The 19,813-nt window shown below is 52.8% G+C and carries 15 protein-coding genes and 1 tRNA gene; 7 read left to right on the plus strand and 9 right to left on the minus strand.

Going from position 1 to position 19,813, the window contains the following annotated elements:
- Window positions 1–110: 110 nt before the first annotated feature.
- Window positions 111–186: transfer RNA gene (locus JFC11_RS00005), tRNA-Glu, on the minus strand.
- A gap of 338 nt (window positions 187–524) precedes the next feature.
- On the opposite strand from JFC11_RS00005, the gene msrB reads away from it, so the two are divergent.
- The 4 genes from msrB to htpX all read left to right on the plus strand — a co-directional run bounded on the left by msrB (window position 525) and on the right by htpX (window position 4,312).
- Window positions 525–923 (plus strand): peptide-methionine (R)-S-oxide reductase MsrB, encoded by a 399-nt coding sequence (gene msrB, locus JFC11_RS00010; protein ID WP_038482587.1) that lies wholly within the window; start codon window positions 525–527, stop codon window positions 921–923.
- Between the two features lie 120 nt (window positions 924–1,043).
- Window positions 1,044–1,997, plus strand: a complete 954-nt coding sequence (ylqF, locus tag JFC11_RS00015) for a ribosome biogenesis GTPase YlqF (protein WP_193085087.1) — start codon at window positions 1,044–1,046, stop codon at window positions 1,995–1,997.
- Window positions 1,998–2,052: 55 nt separating this feature from the next.
- The gene (locus tag JFC11_RS00020; RefSeq protein ID WP_038482582.1) at window positions 2,053–3,300 is read left to right on the plus strand and encodes a pyridoxal phosphate-dependent aminotransferase; all 1,248 of its coding nucleotides are present in this window, start codon (window positions 2,053–2,055) and stop codon (window positions 3,298–3,300) included.
- Between the two features lie 106 nt (window positions 3,301–3,406).
- Window positions 3,407–4,312 (plus strand): protease HtpX, encoded by a 906-nt coding sequence (gene htpX / locus JFC11_RS00025; protein ID WP_038482579.1) that lies wholly within the window; start codon window positions 3,407–3,409, stop codon window positions 4,310–4,312.
- Window positions 4,313–4,409: 97 nt separating this feature from the next.
- On the opposite strand, the gene pdxB is transcribed toward htpX, so the two are convergent.
- Complete coding sequence (gene pdxB / locus JFC11_RS00030; protein WP_198348424.1) at window positions 4,410–5,585, minus strand: 4-phosphoerythronate dehydrogenase PdxB; 1,176 nt, start codon at window positions 5,583–5,585, stop codon at window positions 4,410–4,412.
- A gap of 84 nt (window positions 5,586–5,669) precedes the next feature.
- Between pdxB and JFC11_RS00035 the strand changes: the two genes are divergently transcribed.
- Window positions 5,670–5,951, plus strand: coding sequence for a hypothetical protein (locus JFC11_RS00035; RefSeq protein WP_038486583.1), 282 nt, complete (start codon window positions 5,670–5,672; stop codon window positions 5,949–5,951).
- A gap of 98 nt (window positions 5,952–6,049) precedes the next feature.
- Here JFC11_RS00035 and JFC11_RS00040 read toward each other — a convergent pair whose 3' ends face one another.
- The gene (locus JFC11_RS00040) at window positions 6,050–6,385 is read right to left on the minus strand and encodes a glutaredoxin family protein (protein ID WP_095602345.1); all 336 of its coding nucleotides are present in this window, start codon (window positions 6,383–6,385) and stop codon (window positions 6,050–6,052) included.
- Window positions 6,386–6,404: 19 nt separating this feature from the next.
- Window positions 6,405–8,627 (minus strand): bifunctional 23S rRNA (guanine(2069)-N(7))-methyltransferase RlmK/23S rRNA (guanine(2445)-N(2))-methyltransferase RlmL, encoded by a 2,223-nt coding sequence (gene rlmKL, locus JFC11_RS00045; protein ID WP_038482570.1) that lies wholly within the window; start codon window positions 8,625–8,627, stop codon window positions 6,405–6,407.
- Between the two features lie 341 nt (window positions 8,628–8,968).
- On the opposite strand from rlmKL, the gene rmf reads away from it, so the two are divergent.
- A complete protein-coding gene (gene rmf / locus JFC11_RS00050; protein WP_009722578.1) occupies window positions 8,969–9,178 on the plus strand; it encodes a ribosome modulation factor in 210 nt (69 codons plus the stop codon).
- A gap of 71 nt (window positions 9,179–9,249) precedes the next feature.
- Here rmf and JFC11_RS00055 read toward each other — a convergent pair whose 3' ends face one another.
- The 5 genes from JFC11_RS00055 to JFC11_RS00075 form a co-directional block, all read right to left on the minus strand.
- Window positions 9,250–10,263 (minus strand): quinone-dependent dihydroorotate dehydrogenase, encoded by a 1,014-nt coding sequence (locus JFC11_RS00055; RefSeq protein ID WP_120385490.1) that lies wholly within the window; start codon window positions 10,261–10,263, stop codon window positions 9,250–9,252.
- 271 nt (window positions 10,264–10,534) lie between these two features.
- Entirely contained in the window at window positions 10,535–15,358 is a 4,824-nt protein-coding gene (locus JFC11_RS00060) for an NAD-glutamate dehydrogenase (RefSeq protein WP_038482563.1), read from the minus strand.
- A gap of 194 nt (window positions 15,359–15,552) precedes the next feature.
- Window positions 15,553–16,668, minus strand: a complete 1,116-nt coding sequence (trmA, locus tag JFC11_RS00065; protein WP_198348425.1) for a tRNA (uridine(54)-C5)-methyltransferase TrmA — start codon at window positions 16,666–16,668, stop codon at window positions 15,553–15,555.
- A 58-nt stretch (window positions 16,669–16,726) separates the two neighbouring features.
- Window positions 16,727–17,524, minus strand: a complete 798-nt coding sequence (gene murI, locus JFC11_RS00070; RefSeq protein ID WP_038482557.1) for a glutamate racemase — start codon at window positions 17,522–17,524, stop codon at window positions 16,727–16,729.
- A 113-nt stretch (window positions 17,525–17,637) separates the two neighbouring features.
- Window positions 17,638–18,183: a hemerythrin domain-containing protein gene (locus JFC11_RS00075; protein ID WP_038482554.1), complete on the minus strand. Its 546-nt coding sequence runs from the start codon at window positions 18,181–18,183 to the stop codon at window positions 17,638–17,640.
- A gap of 254 nt (window positions 18,184–18,437) precedes the next feature.
- Here JFC11_RS00075 and JFC11_RS00080 point away from each other — a divergent pair, with 254 nt between their 5' ends.
- Window positions 18,438–19,772 (plus strand): replication-associated recombination protein A, encoded by a 1,335-nt coding sequence (locus tag JFC11_RS00080; protein ID WP_198348426.1) that lies wholly within the window; start codon window positions 18,438–18,440, stop codon window positions 19,770–19,772.
- The last annotated feature ends 41 nt before the right edge of the window (window positions 19,773–19,813 follow it).

Raw genomic sequence — 19,813 nt, forward strand, 5'->3', positions numbered from 1 at the left:
GAACTCTCGACCCTCGCCTTGGCAAGGCGATGCTCTACCACTGAGCTATTCCCGCAATTCCGATACCTTGACGACCTCTTACTTTATACCACTAACTCTATAAGAGTAAGTGGCGTCCCATAGGGGGTTCGAACCCCTGTTACCGCCGTGAAAGGGCGGTGTCCTAGACCACTAGACGAATGGGACGTTTCATTGCCTCGTCGAGGTGGCGCGTATATTACTCAGCCCTTAATGTGCTGTCAAGCACTCTGAAATCGAAACGTTTTATCCTGCCACGAGCCGCGCCTGCTAAATGGGGTGCTTTGATCCCCCCAGCACTTTATATAAGAGCACCCGCTTATTTCTCATATACTTGCTACACCGTCACGGTAATGTCGCTAGCGTGTAAACGCCACACTGGCGGTTTTCTTACCTTTCACACATGCTGAACCTGAACAGGCTATCTACTGTCACTGTGCGTAGTGATACGCTAGCCTGCTTAGTAAGCCTCTGTTTAACGATAACCAGAGGGAGAGGAGATCCCCATGGCGAAAATAGAAAAATCCCCTGATGAATGGCGCAAGCAACTCACCCCGGAACAGTACCATGTGGCACGTGAGAAAGGCACTGAACGCCCCTTCACCGGAGATTATCAGGTCAGTGATGCCCAAGGTATTTACCACTGTGTGTGCTGCCATGCGCCGCTGTTTGAAAACGAACATAAGTTTGATGCGGGTTGCGGCTGGCCAAGCTTTGATCGCCCACTGGGAACACGCTGCATTGAAGAGCACAGCGATACCTCCCACGGCATGCGGCGCACTGAAGTTGTTTGCTCCCACTGCGATGCCCATCTGGGTCACGTATTTCCTGACGGTCCGCCAGACACGACGGGGTTGCGCTACTGCATCAATTCGGTGTCACTAGAGTTTCATCCTGACGAGTAATCGTCACTAAATCCTCGTTCAACGTCAGAAAGGCGGGCGCCATCTGCTAGAATGGCAGCCCGCTTTTTTTGTGCCCGTTTTTCGTGCTTGTATTTGCTTTGCGCTAATTAGGAGAAACTCATGCTCGGCTGGTTCCCCGGACATATGAACAAGGCCCGCCGCCAGATTAAGGACGCGCTGCCCGAAATTGATGTCGTGATTGAAGTACTTGATGCGCGTCTGCCCTACTCCAGCGCCAACCCGATGCTGGCCGAGCTGACTCGCCATAAGCCGGTATTGAAGATTTTGTCGCGGGCGGATCTTGCCGACCCTGAACGTACTGCTGAGTGGGTAGCTTTTTTCGATGCCCAAGAAGATACCCGCGCCCTGGCAATTACCACTACCAATATTCGCGAGCTTAAAAAAATCCCTAAGCTATGCCACGAGCTGGCAGGCGCGGTACGTGCAGATAGAGATGTCCGCGTGATGGTGATGGGCATTCCCAACGTCGGAAAATCGACGCTGATCAACGGGCTTGCTGGCCGCAAAATTGCTAAAACTGGCAATGAGCCCGCGGTCACCAAGCGCCAACAAAAGGTGCGTATCGACGGCCGCGTCGCGCTGATCGACACCCCTGGGGTGCTATGGCCAAAAATTGAAGACCAGGCTAGCGCCTATCGTCTGGCTGCTAGCGGTGCAATTCGTGATACTGCGATTGAGTATACCGATGTAGCCATCGTCACCAGTGCCGAGCTTGCCAAGCGCTATCCTGCAGAGTTGACCGCCCGCTATAAGTTAAAGGCGCTGCCGACTTATGAAGCGCCCGTAGCGCAAGAGGTGGATGCTGATGGCCCACAAAAGCCGGACTTCTTAGCCATTGCCGGTTTTGACGGCCACGCCATTTTGAAAGAAATTGCGAGTAAGCGCGGCGGCTTACGCCCCGGTGGCGAGGTCGACATACACCGCGGTGCCGAAGTACTGCTTCACGAACTACGCGATGGCAAGCTCGGTAGGCTTACTTTAGAAACCCCAGGTGATATTCCACCGCCACCGATACAAAACGACGAAGACAGCCACCTACAATCCGACGCATAATGGGCTGATCATCAGTAACACCCACGGCCACAGGACATTTTGGATAATAACCCCCATGGACACCCCGCAGCCTACAGAATCACACACGCTGAAAAAATCGCACAAACTGCATAACGTCTGTTACGACATTCGCGGCCCAGTGCTCGACCATGCCAAGCGCCTGGAAGAAGAAGGCCAGCGAGTTTTAAAGCTTAACATTGGCAACCCGGCGCCATTTGGCTTTGAGGCACCGGAAGAGATTCTTCAAGACGTGATGCGCAACCTGCCCACTGCCCAGGGCTACTGTGATTCTAAAGGCCTTTACTCGGCGCGTAAGGCAATTATGCAAGAGTGCCAACGTAAACGGATTCCCGGGGTTGGCATTGAAGATATCTACATCGGCAACGGCGTTTCCGAGCTGATCGTGATGTCCATGCAGGCGCTATTAAACGACGGTGATGAAGTACTGATCCCTGCCCCTGACTACCCGCTATGGACCGCCGCAGCGAATTTATCTGGCGGTCACGGCGTACACTACTTGTGCGATGAACAAGCCGATTGGGCACCGGACATAGCAGACATCCGCGCCAAAGTTACCAGCCGCACCCGGGCTATTGTGATTATCAATCCGAACAACCCTACCGGCGCGGTTTACCCGCCTGAAGTGGTACGGGAAGTGCTGGATATTGCCCAAGAGCACAATTTGGTGGTGTTCTCCGATGAGATCTACGACAAGATTCTTTATGACGGCGTAGAGCACACTGCCACGGGTGCATTGGCGGATGATGACCAACTGGTCATTACCATGAATGGGCTATCGAAAAGCTACCGCTGCGCGGGCTTTCGTTCCGGCTGGATGACCATTTCCGGCACGCTAGCCAAACAGCGTGCCAGTGATTTCATTCAGGGATTAACCATGCTGGCCTCAATGCGCCTGTGCGCTAACGTCCCAGCCCAGCACGCTATCCAGACCGCACTGGGTGGCTACCAGTCAATCAATGATTTGATTCTGCCGGGCGGCCGACTATTGGCTCAGCGAGATATTACGATAGAAAAGCTTAACGCCATTCCAGGGGTCTCTTGCGTGACGCCTAAAGGCGCGCTGTATGCCTTTCCCCGCTTAGATCCCAAGGTGTTTAACATTAAGGATGACCAACAGCTGGTGCTGGATTTATTGCTCCAGGAAAAAATCCTGCTGGTGCAAGGCACTGCGTTCAACTGGCCAGAACCGGATCACGTGCGCATTGTTACTCTGCCATGGGCCGATCAGTTGGGTGATGCGCTTGATCGCTTTGCTAATTTCTTGTCTCGTTATCGTCAATAAAAATAGCCATCAATAAAACGGCGACTTGAAACTGACATTAACAGCACGTATCTAAACTGTCATTCCACTAACGCTTTTTAATGACCTTTGAGGGAGAACCTGCACCATGATGCGAATTGTGCTGTTTTTAGCCACTAACTTAGCGGTGTTGCTGGTTGCCAGCTTAACGCTGCGACTGTTTGGGGTGGAAAGTTACCTAAGCAGTCAGGGTATCAACTTTACTAGCCTGCTGATTTTCTGCTTTATCTTCGGCATGGTCGGCTCGCTAATATCGCTGTTTATTTCCAAGTGGATGGCAAAGCGTTCGACTGGCACCGTGATTATCGAAACACCCTCTAATTCAACGGAGCAGTGGCTGCTGGATACGGTGGCTGAACTTTCCCGCGAAGCGGGTATTAAAACGCCAGAAGTGGGCATTTTTCCTGCTCAGCAGTCCAACGCGTTTGCCACCGGCTGGAATAAGAACGATGCATTAGTCGCCGTTTCAGCGGGCCTATTAAACCGTATGCGCCCTGAAGAAGTGCGCGCGGTGCTGGCCCACGAAATCGGCCACGTGGCCAACGGCGATATGGTCACGCTGGCGCTGATTCAAGGCGTCGTGAATACCTTTGTTATGTTCTTTGCTCGGGTCGTGGCTCAGTTAGTCGACAACTTCTTAAGAAGCCGTAGCGACGGCGAAGGTGGCCTTGGTTTTATCGGCTATTTTGCCGTGGTGATCGTGGCAGAAATCGTCTTTGGTCTTGTCGCCTCTGCAATCGTTGCCTGGTTCTCACGCTATCGTGAATACCGTGCTGATGAGGCAGGCGCACGCCTAGCGGGCACCGGCGCAATGGTGAATGCGCTGGCACGTCTGAAAGCGGAAACTGAAATGCCTGACCAGATGCCGGATACCCTGCGCGCGATGGCTATTACTAAAGGCCAAACCCGCTCTTTGCTAGAGCAGCTGTTCGCCAGCCACCCGCCGCTGGACGATCGCATTCGCGCTTTGAAAGAAGCGGCTTACCGTCAGTAAACGCATGTTCGCTAGCTGCATAACACACAAGGCCCGCAAATGCGGGCCTTGTGCTTTCTAAACACCACCTCACAATCAACACACCGTCACCACACAGCTATACGCAGCGCACTTGAAAACCAGCCGCCAGCAATGGCGCTTCCAACACCGTTGCGTCGTTCTCTAACAACACGCGCAGCGTGGCAAACTCTCGACGCAGTGGGTAATTTGACCGGCAGTCATCAAAGCCCTTTTTGATTCCCTGGTGAAACACGTGCCGCTGCAACGCATCGTGGTCGCGGCGCACATCGTAAACCGCGCGCGTGCATAGCCGGAGTGCTTCTTCTATCGGCATCGCTTGCTGCAGCGTTAATGCTGACAGCGCGGGTCGCGGGCAGAGTTCGCTAAACGTAACGCCACTTGGCCGCTCGATATGCTGAGCCAGCGCCTGCTGAATCATCCACGTACCACGCAACTTGCCATCAAGGCTATGCCCGGCAATATGTGGTGTCGCCAGCGCTACCAAATCACGCAACCCGGCATCAATCTCCGGCTCATCTTCCCAAACATCGAGAATCGCCGTGATATCCCCTTTACCCGCTAAACGACTACGTAGCGCCAGACCGTCAATACAGTCGCCCCGCCCGGCGTTTAGCAACACGGTCCCAGGGATTAGGTCATTAATACGCTCAGCATTAAGCAGTTGATACGTGGCATGGGGGCCCTCTTTCACCAGCGGAGTATGCAGGCACACTACGTCGCAGTGTTCGATGACGCTATCCAGCGAGCAAAACAGGCCCGCCTCCTGCACTGCTGCGGGCCCTTTTCCAGGATGTTCTTTTTCTGCGCGAGGCGGATCACACACCATGGTTTCCACACCCAATGCTTGCAAACGCTGCTGCAAACGGCTGCCAACGTTGCCAGCCCCCACAATACCCACCCTACGTGTCAGCAACGACCAACCTTGTCGCTCACTCATCAGCAGCAAGCTGCTAAGCACGTAGTCCACCACGGCGTCAGCATTACAGCCAGGCGCACTAGCAAAGCCAATGCCGCGATCACTTAATAACGCGCGATCAATATGGTCAGTGCCAATGGTGCAGGTACCCACAAAACGGACAGGGCTTTGTGCCAACAGCGCGTGGTTGACCTGAGTAATCGAGCGCACTATCAGTGCGTCGGCATCAGCCACATCGGCAGGACGGATCTCACGCCCAGGCAAGCGATGCAGTGTGCCAAACGATTCAAAACAGAGGTCTGCGGCGGGGATATTAGCGTCGATAACAAGTTTCATAGGCGTTTTCGTATCCGGGCTTTACAATACGCCCGCAACGGCTTGCTGTGCAGGCATGATCAAGAAGCAGTTAAGGAGATGGGTGTGATCGTACGCTGGGAAACCGACCATGACTATGTGTTGGTGCATATTCACCAGGATATGTTTGGCGACTGGATTTTCAGCCGCGCCTGGGGGCAAATCGGCACCCAGTTTGGCGGGCTAAAGCATCAGTTGGCAGATACCCTGGAGCAAGCACAAATGTGGATGGAAGATGAGGCCACTATCCAGGCCTCGCGAGGGTTTCGCAAGGTACTGGAAGCAGCCGATCATACGCCCGAAGGACAGGAAGCCATGCGGCAGTTGTCGCTACTTGATGCACTTTAGGTGCATCTAACTCCATGTTAGCGACAATGATTCAAACCTTAAAGGCTGGTTTAAGAGCGGTTTCAAGGGCTGTCTCAAGGACTGTCTCAAGGGCTATCTCAACCCAAGTAGCGCCGTCCATTGCGCTGATGCGCGCCAATTGGCGGCGCATTTTCGGGCGGTGTGGTAAGTGCCGCCAGCGCAGCCTCATCCAACCAGCCGCGCGCTTGTAACCAAGCGCTCAGCTTATCAAGATCAAAGCCTCGATCCAGCTCTTCCCCATTAGCATCCATCAAAACCGGAATGCGTACGCCATAACGCTCCGCTAGCGTATCGTCGTCGCTGATTTCAATGTGATGCAGCGATACCTCTTGGTTCGCCAACGTTACCACCAGCGCTTCTAACTGAGCGCACAAGTGGCAGCCTAACGTTGTATAAATCGACAGCTGAATCATATCCGATCTCTTTGTGCCCTTACGCTTTATGGCGTAGCAAAAACACGTGATGCAGGTTGGTTCGGCGTTGAAAATCCGGATCAAACGTACGCGATGTAATATCTTCCACTGCATAGCGCTCGCTGAGCCCCTCGTCTAACTTGAAGCGCCGCTGATTGTTCGAGAACACCAGGGTACCGCCGGGCGCAAGACGCGCCATGGCCAGTTCCACCAGCCGCGGATGGTCACGCTGAACATCAAGGGTATCGCGCATTTTCTTGGAGTTAGAAAATGTCGGCGGGTCCATAAAGATCAGGTCAAACTCGGCGTTCGCGGTTTCAAGCCAACGGAAACAGTCATCCCGCACCACTCGGTGTAACCTTGGGTCCAGCTTGTTCAGCGCAAAGTTGTCTCTCGCCCACTCAAGGTAGGTATTCGACATATCGACGCTGACGCTGTCGCTTGCACCGCCCAAGGCTGCTTGCACGGTTGCTGTGGCAGTGTAGCAAAACAGGTTTAAGAAGCGCTTCCCGCTAGCCATCTCGTTAAGCAGGCGGCGCACTGGGCGATGATCCAAAAACAAGCCGGTATCCAAGTAGTCACGCAGGTTAACCCACAACCGAGCGTCACCTTCCTGCACTTCAAAGCGTTCACCGCTGGCATCCCGTTTCTGGTACTGGGCACTGCCCGTTTGCCGCTCACGACGCTTTATATACACCTTGCCTGGGTCGACGCCGAGGGCATCTGGCAGCACTTCCAAGGCATCAAACAAGCGCTTTTGCGCCTGAGCGGGGTTAATTGAGCTGGGTGCGGCGTACTCTTGAACGTGCACTCGGTCACCGTAACGATCGACTGCCAACGCATACTCCGGCATATCAGCATCGTAAACACGATAGCAAGTCTCAGCGCTTTTCTTGAGCCACTTTTTCAGACGTTTTTGGTTTTTCGCCAGTCGGTTGGCAAACATTTGGGCATTTTCCGACACAGCAGGCTTGGCACTGGTACTTGTTTGCTGCGCCTCTCCACCATTTTCTGAGACAGAAGAAACGCTGTCACTGCCTGGCATGCTGGCCGTGTGAGTGGCAATTTCCATCAGCAGCAACTTCGCATCCAGAGCACCGTTCTTCAGCGCATACTGCTTGTGAGCACGTAGCCCAAGGCGATGCCCCAAATCGGGGTTACCGGTAAACAGCGCCAGTGTCCAACCGGGAAACAGCGCTTTCGCCTTTTCTCCCAGCTGGGCATACAAACGCACCAACTCAGGCAATTCGCCTAAGCGCTCGCCATAAGGCGGGTTAGTTATCAATAGCCCACGTTCGGCAGTAATAGTCTCTGGCCTGCTTAGCTGACTTAGGCTCTGCCCATGCAAGGTAATTAGCGCAGGAATGCCCGCACGCATGGCGTTAGCTTTCGCTGCTGTCAATGCCGCCGGACTCTGATCAAAGCCCACCAGCGCCGTTTTACAGCGTTTACGGCCTATCGACGCCCGTGCCTCAGCTTCGCGCTTTAACTCTTTCCACAGCGGCTCGTCGTGGCCTGCCCAGCCCTGAAAGCCAAAGCGCTCCCGATTGAGATTGGGCGCTTGGTCGGCAGCCATTAGCGCCGCTTCAATCAGCAACGTGCCTGCACCGCATAGCGGATCTAACAGCGGCTCACCGGCTTTTGCTCGTTCAGGCCAGCCAGCACGCACTAGCAATGCGGCTGCCAAGTTCTCTTTCAGCGGTGCATGTCCAACATCACGGCGGTAGCCACGGCGGTGCAAACTTTCGCCTGAAAGATCAATTCCCAGACTTAAGTTAGCGCGGTGTAGGTGGGCGTAGATGCGCAGATCAGGCGTTTTGGTATCAACATTTGGACGCTCCTGACCTGCTAGCTGCAGCGAATCAACAACGCCATCTTTCACCGTCTGGGCACCAAACCGAGTATGGCGAATGTGGTCGCTGCGACCATGAAAATCTACCGCCAGCGTTTTGCCTGGCGTTAAATGCTGTGTCCAGGGAAGCCGGGCAACCACGTCACGCACTTGCTCAGCGGTATCAATCATCGGCTCCCGAGCCAACAGCAAAATAATGCGGTTAGCTAGCCGTGACCATAGGCATATGCGATAGGCGGTTGCTAGATTGGCGGAAAAATAAACGCCCGCCACGGTCGTTTTACCTGGCTCGGCTCCTAGCGCTGAAAGCTCATCAGCTAAAAGGCCTTCAATGCCTTTGGGGCAGGTAGCAAGGAGGTTTAGAGGGGCAGTTTGGCTCGACTCAGTCATGTTTATCGCCGCGCGTAAGAGCGCGATATTCCTATATATGGCAAATGAGTTTACGTCTTATGACAATTTGATGGTCGACAAGTGACCCCATAATGAGCTAACAATAAGAGTGTAGCTACTGAAAAACGCATGCGTTGTTTGTCAGGGTTTTATAAGCAACTTGCTTTCAAGACCCTAATTTGTCGAGTCTGCCGCTTTGCCCGTTCAGCACGTGAGTGCTAGGCACTAGCGTTGAGTGGCGGCTTGCCAAAGTTATCTATCGAAATAGCACTGATGCAAATATAGCATTTTTGCCCAGCGTGCTTTTCTTATCAAAGGCTTTCGTGAAAAGAGGTTAGCCAATGAAACGACAAAAACGTGATCGCTTCCAACGGGCTTATGTTCACGGCTATAAAGCGGGCATTACGGGTCGCTCCCGAGATGACTGCCCCAGTCAAGATGTCAATTTACGCGAATATTGGATGAGTGGTTGGCGTGAAGGTCGCGGTGATCAGTGGGACGGGATGACCGGCGTCTCCGGTATCCATAAAAACCCCATGGTGATGACCTAGTTTTTTTACCTTTTTAAACATGACATTTGGAGTACGGAGCCCGCTGACAAGCGGGCTTTTTTATTGCTCAATTATGGCTGTTTCAATGCCTCGGCGCACGCTTTCACTAACCCAGGCCCTTGGTAGATCAACCCTGAATAGAGCTGCACCAAGTCTGCGCCAGCGGCAATTTTAGCAGCAGCAGCCTCACCGCTATCAATCCCGCCCACACCTATAATAGGCAGCGTTGGCAGTTGCGCGCGTAACAGGCGAATCACCCTATTCGATGCTTCAAAAACGGGTTTTCCAGAAAGCCCACCCGCCTCTTCTGACTGAGGGTCACTCTTAACGGCATCGCGAGCTATCGTAGTATTTGTCGCAATAACACCATCCAGCGCATTACGAGCAATACTGCCAGCCACCAGGGCGACCTCTTCTTCACTCATATCTGGGGCGATTTTAACCAGTAGCGGTACCTTGCGGCCTAACGCGCTGTCCAGCGCTTGGCTGCGCGAACGAATAGGCCCAAGCAGTGCATCCAGCTGCTCGCCAAACTGTAATGTCCGCAGCCCGGGCGTATTAGGCGAGGAAATATTGACCGCAATATAATCAGCCACGCTGTGCACCGCCTCTAAACAAAGCAGGTAATCATCGAGCGCATTTTCCACAGAGGTGGTTAAGTTTTTGCCAATATTGATACCCAAAACGCCTCTGTAGTGGCGCTTTTTCACCTGGGCGACAAGGTGCTCAACCCCTTTGTTATTAAATCCAAAGCGGTTAATGATCGCCTCGTGGCCTGCAAGCCGAAACAGGCGTGGCTTCGGGTTGCCTGGCTGCGCTTTGGGCGTCACGGTGCCTACTTCTACAAACCCAAAGCCCAGCGCGCCCAGCGCATCTAAGTGATCGGCATTTTTATCCAGCCCTGCGGCAAGCCCTACCCGATTACTAAAACGCAGCCCCATCAGTTCGACAGGGTCGCTCACAGGCTCACCATATACCCGCTGCACACCACCCACCCGATGCAGAGTATCTAACGCACCCAGCGCCAACCCATGAGACGTTTCTGGATCGAGTCGAAACAACAGCGAACGGGCGAAGTTATACATCAGCGAGGCTCTCCAGAGCAGTGGGCATAAAGCAGACGAGCGAACACGCTACATGTGGGCAAATAGACGACATAGCGCGCGGCGCGCAGAGTATAGCGTAAATCAAGTTATCTTCGCAGCGCTGAGCGGCGAGAAAGGCAATGCCGTGAAAAAGCGATCACAAGAGCGGTATCAAGAACGGTCTCAAGAACCGTTATAAAAAAACCGCGCCCTGATTCAGGGCGCGGTAGGTGGTGTTACTTATCGAGCAAGTCGATAGCTAGCTTGCGACTTACGCTTCGCTATCACTTTCAGCAAGGTCGACCAGTTCACGTACGGCGACGGCAAACAGTGCAAAACCACCTTCACTGCCACCGCGCACCTCGTCAATCAGGTGGCACCAGCGGCGGTGTAGCTCGGCGTGCTGCTCAAGCCACTGAGCCACACGCTCTTGAGTGTCACGACTACCCGCTTCCAGCTTCAGAACACTGGTCGTTAGTGCCAGTTGCTGGCGATCAATATCGTCACGGAAGGTTTCTCGCGCTTGCGCTTGCCACGCATCACGCACTTCCAGCTGGGTCACCTGCTGGATAATCCAAGGTAGCTCTAGACGGCTGCCAATTTCGTAGAACACTTCGGCCACACGCTGAGGCTTCTCATTGGTGACCCGTGCTGCGTGAATAATGCCCAAACCTGCATAGAGACTAGGCGATGCAGCCACCGTAGAGGCTAGCGCTTCTGGCACTCCTGCTTCTAGCAGCTCGTCACAACGCTTACGCCATGTCGCCTTCTCTTCTCCGCTGAGCAGTTCACCAATCCCTTCTTGCAGTTGAGCAAGGCGAGGTCCGAAGTACTCAATTGTATCTTGGGTCGACAATCCCAAATGCTGACGCAGGAACCAGCGCGTCGCGCGGCGAATCATGCGCATCAGGTCGAGCATCATTGAGTACTGCACACGGTTCGGCACTTGGTTGTCCAGCGCCTCAATCTGTTCCCACAGTGCCGTCAGGTTAAACGCGTCTCGAGCGACCACGTAAGCACGAGCAATGTCAGCTCGACCTGCGCCGGTAGAGTCCATTAGACGACGAACGAAGACGATACCCATGTGGTCAACTAGATCGTTGGCCACTTGGGTGGCAACAATTTCACGCTTCAGACGGTGGTCGTACATCTCGGTCTGGTAGCGTTCCGTCAACACCTCAGGGAACAAGCGTTCTAAATGACGATGAATGTAGGGATCATCCGGCACATCAGAGTTGATCAAATCGCCTTTCAGGGTGCTCTTAGCGTAAGAAATCAGCACCGACAGCTCAGGTAACCGCATGCCCTGATCATGACTGGCGCGCTCTTTAAGCACATCATCGCCAGGCAAGAACTCTAATTCACGATCAATTTGACCGGCTGACTCAAGCTCACTGATAAAGCGACGGTATGGCCCCATGCCTTGGTGAGACAGAATTTCTGACAGATCCAGCGCTTGGGTTTGACGATAGTTATCGAGAATGACTAGGTTAGCAACTTCCTCGGTCATATCTGATAGCAGCTGGTTACGCTGTTTGTCGGTCATGTCACCACGTTTAACCACTTCATCAATCAATATCTTGATATTGACCTCATGGTCAGAGCAGTTAACCCCGCCCGCATTATCGATAAAGTCTGTATAAACGCGCACACCTTTAGCGGCCGCTTCCATCCGGCCACGCTGGGTCAAGCCCAAGTTTCCGCCCTCACCAACAACGCGGCAATTCAACTCAGCGCCGTTAATACGCAGCGCGTCGTTGGCTTTGTCGCCCACGTCGGCGTCGGTTTCATCGGAGCTCTTCACATAGGTGCCGATACCACCGTTCCACAACAGATCAATCTTCGCCTTCAGCATGGCGCGGATCAGATCATTGGGTGAAAGGCGCGTTTCTTCGATACCAAACACCTGCTGCATTTCCGGAGTAATCGGAATCGATTTCGCGCTGCGGCTAAAAACACCGCCCCCCTGTGAAATCAGTTCAGCATTGTAGTCTTCCCAACTGGAGCGCGGCAGATTGAACATGCGCTTACGCTCGGCGAAAGCCGCTTCTGCGTCGGGGTTCGGATCGACAAAAATATGCAGGTGGTTAAATGCGCCTACCAGCTGGATTTTATCCGACAGCAGCATGCCATTGCCGAAAACATCGCCGGCCATATCGCCAATGCCCACTACCGTGAACAAATCTTGTTGGGTATTCACGTCGAGGTTTTTGAAGTGACGCTTGACGGATTCCCAGGCACCACGCGCGGTAATTGCCATTTTCTTATGGTCGTAACCGTTAGCACCGCCAGAAGCAAAGGCATCCCCGAGCCAGTGGCCATACTCTATGGATATCTCATTTGCGATATCCGAGAAAGTTGCGGTCCCTTTATCAGCAGCAACGACAAGGTAGCTATCGTCGCCATCATGGCGTACCACATTTTGCGGTGGCACAACTTCACCACCCACTAGGTTGTCAGTGACATCCAGCAGTGCGCGAATAAATATTTTGTAGCAGGCGATACCTTCTTTCTGCTGGGTTTCACGATCAGCATTTTCTGGCATGCGTTTGCATACGAAACCGCCTTTAGCTCCCACAGGCACGATAACCGCATTTTTCACCTGCTGGGCTTTTACCAGGCCTAACACTTCCGTACGGAAATCTTCGTGGCGATCTGACCAGCGCAAGCCACCGCGAGCGACTTTACCACCACGCAGGTGAACACCTTCTACGCGGGGTGAACAGACAAAAATCTCAAATGCCGGACGGGGCTTGGGCATGCCCGTAACTTTCGAGGGCTCCAGTTTATAGGAGATGTAATCTTTAAAACGGCCATCATCCGCTTTCTGGTAGTAGTTAGTGCGCAGAGTCGCTTGAATAAGCTCCATAAAGCGACGCAGCAACTGGTCATCATTGAGGCTGGCGACACTTTCCAGGTTCTCATTTAAACGAGCAATACAGTCATCTAAGCTGCTTGGCTGATGCTTGGGATCAAAGCGCAAGCGGAATAGCTCAACGAGCGCCTGAGTGATTACCGGGTAATTGGCTAGAGTAGCTGCGATGTAATCCTGCGACATACCAAAGCGAATCTGCTTAAGGTAACGGGCATAACCGCGCAGCATGGCGACTTCACGCCAATCAAGGCCAGCACCAATTATCAGACGGTTAAAAGCGTCGTTATCCGCCTCACCGGCCCATATACGCTTAAACGCTTCGCTGAAGGTGTCACGCATTTCGCTTAAATTAACGCCTTCGCGACTATGTTCCAGCTCGAAGTCATGAATCCAGTAACGCTGCTGCGGAGCATTAATGTCATAAGGACGCTCGCCAATAACGCGCAATCCCAGGTTTTCCATCATCGGTAGCACATCAGACAGCGGGATCTGCGTTTCACGATGGAAAAGCTTTAAGTTCATACCGCCCGCTTGCTCTTCCAGGGGGCGATAAAGTGACAACGAGAGATCGTCACCGCTATCCAGGGTCAGTAGATGCTGAACATCAAACACTGCTGTGCGCGCGTTGAAATCTTCTCGGTAACTGGCCGAGAATGCGTCATGGAAGTTATCCATTTGGTGATTGGCACGCTCTTCACCAAAGCCTTCAATCATCGCTTCCTGAAGCTCATCACGCCAGCTACGTGCCAAACGTGCCACTTTGCTTTCTAAGCGCTTAAGATCGTATTGACTTGGTCCTTCACCATTAAAGCGCAGAATAAGCTGAATACGAGCTAAAACCGACTCTGATAAATAGGTGTTAAAGTCGCCAAAATGAGCGTCTAGTTCATCGCATAGCATCGTTTGTATGCGCTGGCGCAGGTCGGTAGAGAACACATCTCTTGGAACAAAGACTAAGCAAGAGTAGAACTTACCGCTGACGTCCGCGCGAATAAACAAGCGCACTTGGCGGCGTTCGCGGATATTAAGAATACCGAGCGACGTGCTGGCCAGGGATTCGGTGCTGATCTGGAATAGGTCATCACGCGGATACACTTCCAACACTTGCAACAGCTGTTTACCGTTATGCCCCTGGGGGTTAAACCCGGCAATATCCATCACAGCTTTCAACTTGCGACGCAGCAGCGGAATATTGCGTGGCGATTCGTTATAAACCGTAGATGTGAACAAGCCAAAGAAGCGCCGCTCGCCGATCACATTGCCGTCGTCGTCATAGCGATCAACGGTAATGTAGTCTGGGTACGTGGGGCGATGCACCCGGGAGTGATGCGCGCTTTTAGCAAACGACAGTAGCTGGGGTACTAATACATAGTCGCCATTCTCATCAACCCCCTCTTCAGTGCGAATACGCTCACGGTAACGCGGCTGATCAAGGCGGAAAACCCCCAGAACACTATTAGGATCGCGCTGCAGCTCTTTGCCTTCCAGCAGGTACTCGTCGTAACCCAGGAAGGTAAAGTTGTCTTTGAGCAGCCACTCTAAAAACGCGATGGCCTCTTCATGATCGTCAGGATCAATTTGCGGGGGGCAGTTTTTCTCTAACTCTTGAATAGCCGACGTGATTTGACCGCACATCTCGTCAAAATCGCTGACTGCGGTTCTAACATCACGTAGCACTTCATGTAACTTATTCTCAATTTTGGTCAGCGATTCAGGATCCGAGTGACGATCCACTTCAATAACCATCAGCGACTCACGCGCCTCAGGCGCATCTTCATCTCTTGGCGAGGCAAGTGCTTTGAGCTGATGCTGACCGTCACGCGCCACGGCAAGCACAGCGTTCTGAATAGCGTGAACCGTCAGTCCGCGACGATTAAGCTCAATCCGTACCGAATCAACCAAAAATGGCATATCTTCGTGCAAAACGGCAACGAAGGTGTGGGTTGACTGCCAGCCATGCTCTTCAAAGTCGGGGTTGAAGATGCGCACCTTGGGATTTTGGGGATCGTGATGCTGTAAAAACTGCCAAATCGACAGTGTGGCCCCATACAAGTCGTCTAAACGCCGGTCAACCAAGTCTTCAACGGGTACCGTGGCGTAGAAGTGGCGAGCAAAGGCTTCGACATCTGCCGCTCGCTCCGGCTCCAGTCGCGCATCCAATCGCTCTTGTAGCTGCTTCAAAAGATCCCGCCGACTCTCTTCAATCGCAACGTAATGCATCCATCACCTCGACTGCCTGGGGCCACAATTTAGGCCAAAAAACGAAGGACAATAGGCCTTTAGGCCACACTATCCACTAGCTTACGCTACCGTTGCTTATCCCCCTAACCATCTGACAGCTTATTCATGGTGTATGCCGCTTATGCATCATAAGCACTATTGACAAGAGCTCTTAAACATTATCGGCAACTTCTCTATTGCCCAGCGCTCTTTCGTGTGAGTAATACACCGCATTCACAATGCTCGGTAAACGGAAACTGATCAAAAAGCGCGAACCGTTCAATATGGTGTGTTTGAGTCAGTATGGTTAAGTTTTCGGCTAGCGTTGCAGGATTGCATGAAATATAGACGATTTGAGCGTATTCGCTGATTTGATGACAACTTTCGGCGTCCAGACCCGCTCTTGGTGGATCGACTAGCACGGTGGAAAACTCATACGCATCCAACGCCATCTCCGCCACTCGGCGACCTGTTTTCTCGCCCTTTAGCGCCAAGGCGAACTCTTCAGCGGACATTCTTGCGACCTGAGCATTAGCTACACCGTTAGCGTCCAGATTGACGTTAGCGCTGGCAACCGAGGTGCGGGAAATTTCAGTCGCCAAAACGCGGCGGAAGTTATCCGCTAACGCAATGGTAAAATTACCGTTACCACAGTAAAGCTCCACCAAGTCTTCATCTTGCCGTCCAGCGGTGGCCTCCTTAGCCCAGCTAAGCATGGTCTGGCAGATATGCGCATTCGGCTGAGTAAAACTGTTTTCGACCTGTTGATACACCAGTTCACGGCCATCAACGGTTAAGCGCTCCCACACATGATCTCGGGTTAGCACCAAGCGCTGCTTGCGAGAGCGACCAATAATCATGATGCCAAGCGTCTCCTCCAGTGCGCGCGCTTCGGCTTCCCAGGCTTCGCCTAGCGGACGGTGGTAGATCAGCGTTACCAAGGCTTCGCCCGACAACGTGGTTAAAAACTCAACTTGAAATAAGCGCCGACGAAGTTCATCGCTGGCAAGAAACGCTTCTCGCAGACGCGGCATCAGCGCATTGATATGCTCACTAGCGACAGGGAACTGATCCAAACGCACGACACGCTTGTTTTTGGGATTGTGCGAATCGACCTCAAACATGGCGTAGAAGAGGTCATCATCTTCATGCCAAATACGAAATTCGCAGCGTTGCCGATAGTGGCTTGGCGGTGAGGGGTAGACTTCAAGCGTGGGCGTGGTGAACGCTGCAAAGGTTTTCTCCACGTAGGCTTGCTTTTCAGCGAGCTGTTCGGCATAGCGTTCTGGTTCTACAGTGGGGATCGCCAAGGTAGTTCCTCATTTAATTAAAAAAACATCAATAGAAACAAACAACCTAACAGAGGGACTACACCGCGTTAGGAATCGTTAATCGTTGTGGTGCGTGAAAACCAAAGCGTGCCAACCCGTTAGCAAGTTGCGACGCCGATGCTGTCGTGAAGCAACGCCCATCTTGAGCGCTGTTGGCTATGGTCGGTACCACTTGCCCTACCCGACGGGCAATTGCGTCGCCAGAATCCACCCACACCAAGGGTACCGGCGACAACCGGATTAGCTCAGTTTTCAACAGTGGGAAATGGGTACAGCCCAGCACAACCGTATCGAGTGCTGGGTTAGCCTGGGTAGCCTGCCATAAAGGTGTTAGCGCTAGGCTTAATCGCTGCTCGTTAATCGGTATGCCGGATAGCCACGCTTCCGCTTCTGTGACCAGTGCATCTGCCGCCACCCTGGTGACCACACAGTCACTCGCGAAGCTATTAATTAACGTCTGAGTATACGGCCTATTGACGGTCGCCGTTGTGGCGAGCAAGCCAATGTGACGTGTCTGACTACTCAACGCAGCAGGCTTGATAGCAGGCACAGTTCCAACAACCGGAATATCTAAAGTTGCACGCAATCCCTCTAACGCTAGGGTGCTAGCGGTATTACAAGCAACTACCAAGACACTCGCTTGACAGGCATCTACTGCCGCTTTACATACCGAGACAATACGCTGTGAGAGCGTCACATCATCACGTAGGCCATAGGGTAGCCACGCATTATCACAGGCATAACACATTGCCAGATGCGGATAATGCTGGCGAAGCGCATGGGCAACCGAAAGGCCGCCCACACCTGAATCAAACAGTAGTACAGGCCCAGACATCACTGCTTAGCCATCCGATACGCGTTGTACATGCCACCCTCCTCAAGCCGCCAATAAAAAACGGGGCGTTAGTTTAACACGCCCCGTTACACCTTGAGTGATCAGCTTGCGCGCTACATTGATGGCACTTCGGCACCACGCAATTCAGCGTAAAGTTCGGGGTACGCTTGCTGTAAACGCTCTAGTTCTTTTTCAGCCCCCTCAGGTAACGCTTGACGAAGCTCCTCCATATCCTCTTCGCTGAAATGCTTATCTATCAACGGGAACAGACCCTCTCTCTCATGACGGAGATAGGCACGGTGTGCATCAAGGTACGCTTTCAACGCCTCTGCAAAGCGATCCATGGGGAGCACGTTATCCATTAGAATCATGTCGATATCATTGGATAAACGGGACAGGCGCGGCTTTAATTTTCGATAGTCACTGGCCATTTGCTCCATCAATGGAAGGTGCTCAGGAGCCTGCTCTTGCAGACGTTCCACGCAAATCTTTTCCAGCGGAGAAGCAAAACCATCCATATAAGACAAAATGTAGTCCACCACCTCACGCATCAACTGGAAGTCGGGCCGTTCACCGCTCACGAGTGTTTTTTGTTTTAGCTGCAACACATGGAGCATTCGCGCCATGTTGGCATGATCTAGACGCAGTTGGTTTAACATCTTGCCGTCTCCTTTGTAAGTGCCTTACCTTTCGCCCATTGCCTACTAGCGCTTAAGCGCATGGCATGAGCTGGGTTCAACTACACTGGTGTTAATCGTTACCATGCGCCTTTGGCATTACCTAGGCAAGCAGGCGCTTATCCGTCGGTTATGCCCAAAGGTAGCCCGACGTAACATTATTTACCACAGACACTTGTTAATCGTTGATTGTTCAACGGCAAGATTTACGATGGAAATTTATAGGGAACGTTTATATGGATCTTTTTGACCGCGTGTCCGTTACCACGAGTGAAGACGCGCCCCTTGCCTACCGTATGCGCCCTCTAACCCTTAACGATTACGTCGGCCAGCAAGCATTAGTGGGGCCTGAAAAACCCCTACGTCGTATGGCAGAGTCCGGTGCCGTGCGCTCAATGATTTTATGGGGGCCGCCCGGTGTGGGGAAAACAACGCTAGCAGAGTTACTAGCACGCGCTTCTGGCGCTCATCTTGAGCATTTAAGTGCCGTCATGGCCGGTGTAAAAGAAATTCGTTTAGCAGTAGAGCGAGCACAGCAACGCACATCACCCACACTTCTATTCTTAGATGAAATCCACCGATTGAACAAGAGTCAACAAGACGCGTTGCTGCCCCATGTGGAGTCCGGCCTGCTAACACTGATCGGCGCAACAACAGAAAACCCCTCTTTTGAGGTCAACTCAGCGCTACTTTCCCGTGCTCGGGTCTATGTACTTAAACCGCTGAGCCATGACGAACTTCTACAGGTGTTATCTCAAGCATTAAACGATGCGGAGCATGGCCTGGGGAAGCGCCGCATCGAGATGGAAGAGGGAGTATTAGAGGCACTTGCTCATGCCAGTGCAGGCGACGCACGTCGCGCGCTGGGACTACTAGAAACGGCCTGCGACTTTACTGAACAGCATGGTGATAAAGAGGTGCTACACAAAGCGGTGTTAGCCGATGTGGTAGGTCATCAATCAAGCGCCTTTGATAAGCAGGGTGACGCTTATTACGATTTATTATCAGCCGTTCATAAATCAATTCGCTCATCACGTCCTGATTCAGCCCTGCTGTATATGGCACGCTTTTTACAGGGCGGCGGCGACCCGCTTGATATTGTGCGCCGCTTAACGGCGATTGCCTCAGAAGATGTAGGAAATGCTGACCCTCGAGCACTCCCCCTGGTCATTGCTGCCTGGGATGCCTATTTACGTTTAGGCGATTACGAGGGCCAGCGGGCGATCGCCCACGCCGCTATTCATTTAGCGGTTGCTCCTAAAAGTAATCGTATTGATCGTGCCTGGAAGGCTGCACAGCAGTTTGTGCAGCAGCAACCACAGCTGGAAGTTCCCAGCTATCTTCGTAACGCTCCCACCAAACTGATGGAGCAGCTAGGACATGGCCAAGGTTATCGCTACGCGCATAACGAAACTTATGGCTACCCTGCTGGCAGCGCTCATGACTGTTGGCCTGATGATTTACCTAAAACACGATTTTATGAACCGAGCGTCTTTGGTCAGGAGAAACGCTTTGGTGAGATAATGGCGTGGCGGGAACAGCAGGACCTAGAAGCAGATCAGGCACCATAAGGTGCCTGATCTATTCATCGTGCGACATTATTGCGAGAGTG

Source organism: Vreelandella alkaliphila (assembly GCF_016107625.1).
Classification (GTDB): Bacteria; Pseudomonadota; Gammaproteobacteria; order Pseudomonadales; family Halomonadaceae; genus Vreelandella; species Vreelandella alkaliphila.

Bases quoted from the DNA above. Each gene is read 5' to 3' on its own strand.
- JFC11_RS00020 (WP_038482582.1), top strand. From the start codon at position 2,053: ATGGACACCCCGCAGCCTACAGAATCACACACGCTGAAAAAATCGCAC.
- pdxB (WP_198348424.1), bottom strand. From the start codon at position 5,585: ATGAAACTTGTTATCGACGCTAATATCCCCGCCGCAGACCTCTGTTTT.
- rmf (WP_009722578.1), top strand. From the start codon at position 8,969: ATGAAACGACAAAAACGTGATCGCTTCCAACGGGCTTATGTTCACGGC.
- JFC11_RS00040 (WP_095602345.1), bottom strand. From the start codon at position 6,385: ATGATTCAGCTGTCGATTTATACAACGTTAGGCTGCCACTTGTGCGCT.
- ylqF (WP_193085087.1), top strand. From the start codon at position 1,044: ATGCTCGGCTGGTTCCCCGGACATATGAACAAGGCCCGCCGCCAGATT.
- JFC11_RS00080 (WP_198348426.1), top strand. From the start codon at position 18,438: ATGGATCTTTTTGACCGCGTGTCCGTTACCACGAGTGAAGACGCGCCC.
- JFC11_RS00055 (WP_120385490.1), bottom strand. From the start codon at position 10,263: ATGTATAACTTCGCCCGTTCGCTGTTGTTTCGACTCGATCCAGAAACG.
- JFC11_RS00075 (WP_038482554.1), bottom strand. From the start codon at position 18,183: ATGTTAAACCAACTGCGTCTAGATCATGCCAACATGGCGCGAATGCTC.
- murI (WP_038482557.1), bottom strand. From the start codon at position 17,524: ATGTCTGGGCCTGTACTACTGTTTGATTCAGGTGTGGGCGGCCTTTCG.
- htpX (WP_038482579.1), top strand. From the start codon at position 3,407: ATGATGCGAATTGTGCTGTTTTTAGCCACTAACTTAGCGGTGTTGCTG.
- rlmKL (WP_038482570.1), bottom strand. From the start codon at position 8,627: ATGACTGAGTCGAGCCAAACTGCCCCTCTAAACCTCCTTGCTACCTGC.
- msrB (WP_038482587.1), top strand. From the start codon at position 525: ATGGCGAAAATAGAAAAATCCCCTGATGAATGGCGCAAGCAACTCACC.
- JFC11_RS00060 (WP_038482563.1), bottom strand. From the start codon at position 15,358: ATGCATTACGTTGCGATTGAAGAGAGTCGGCGGGATCTTTTGAAGCAG.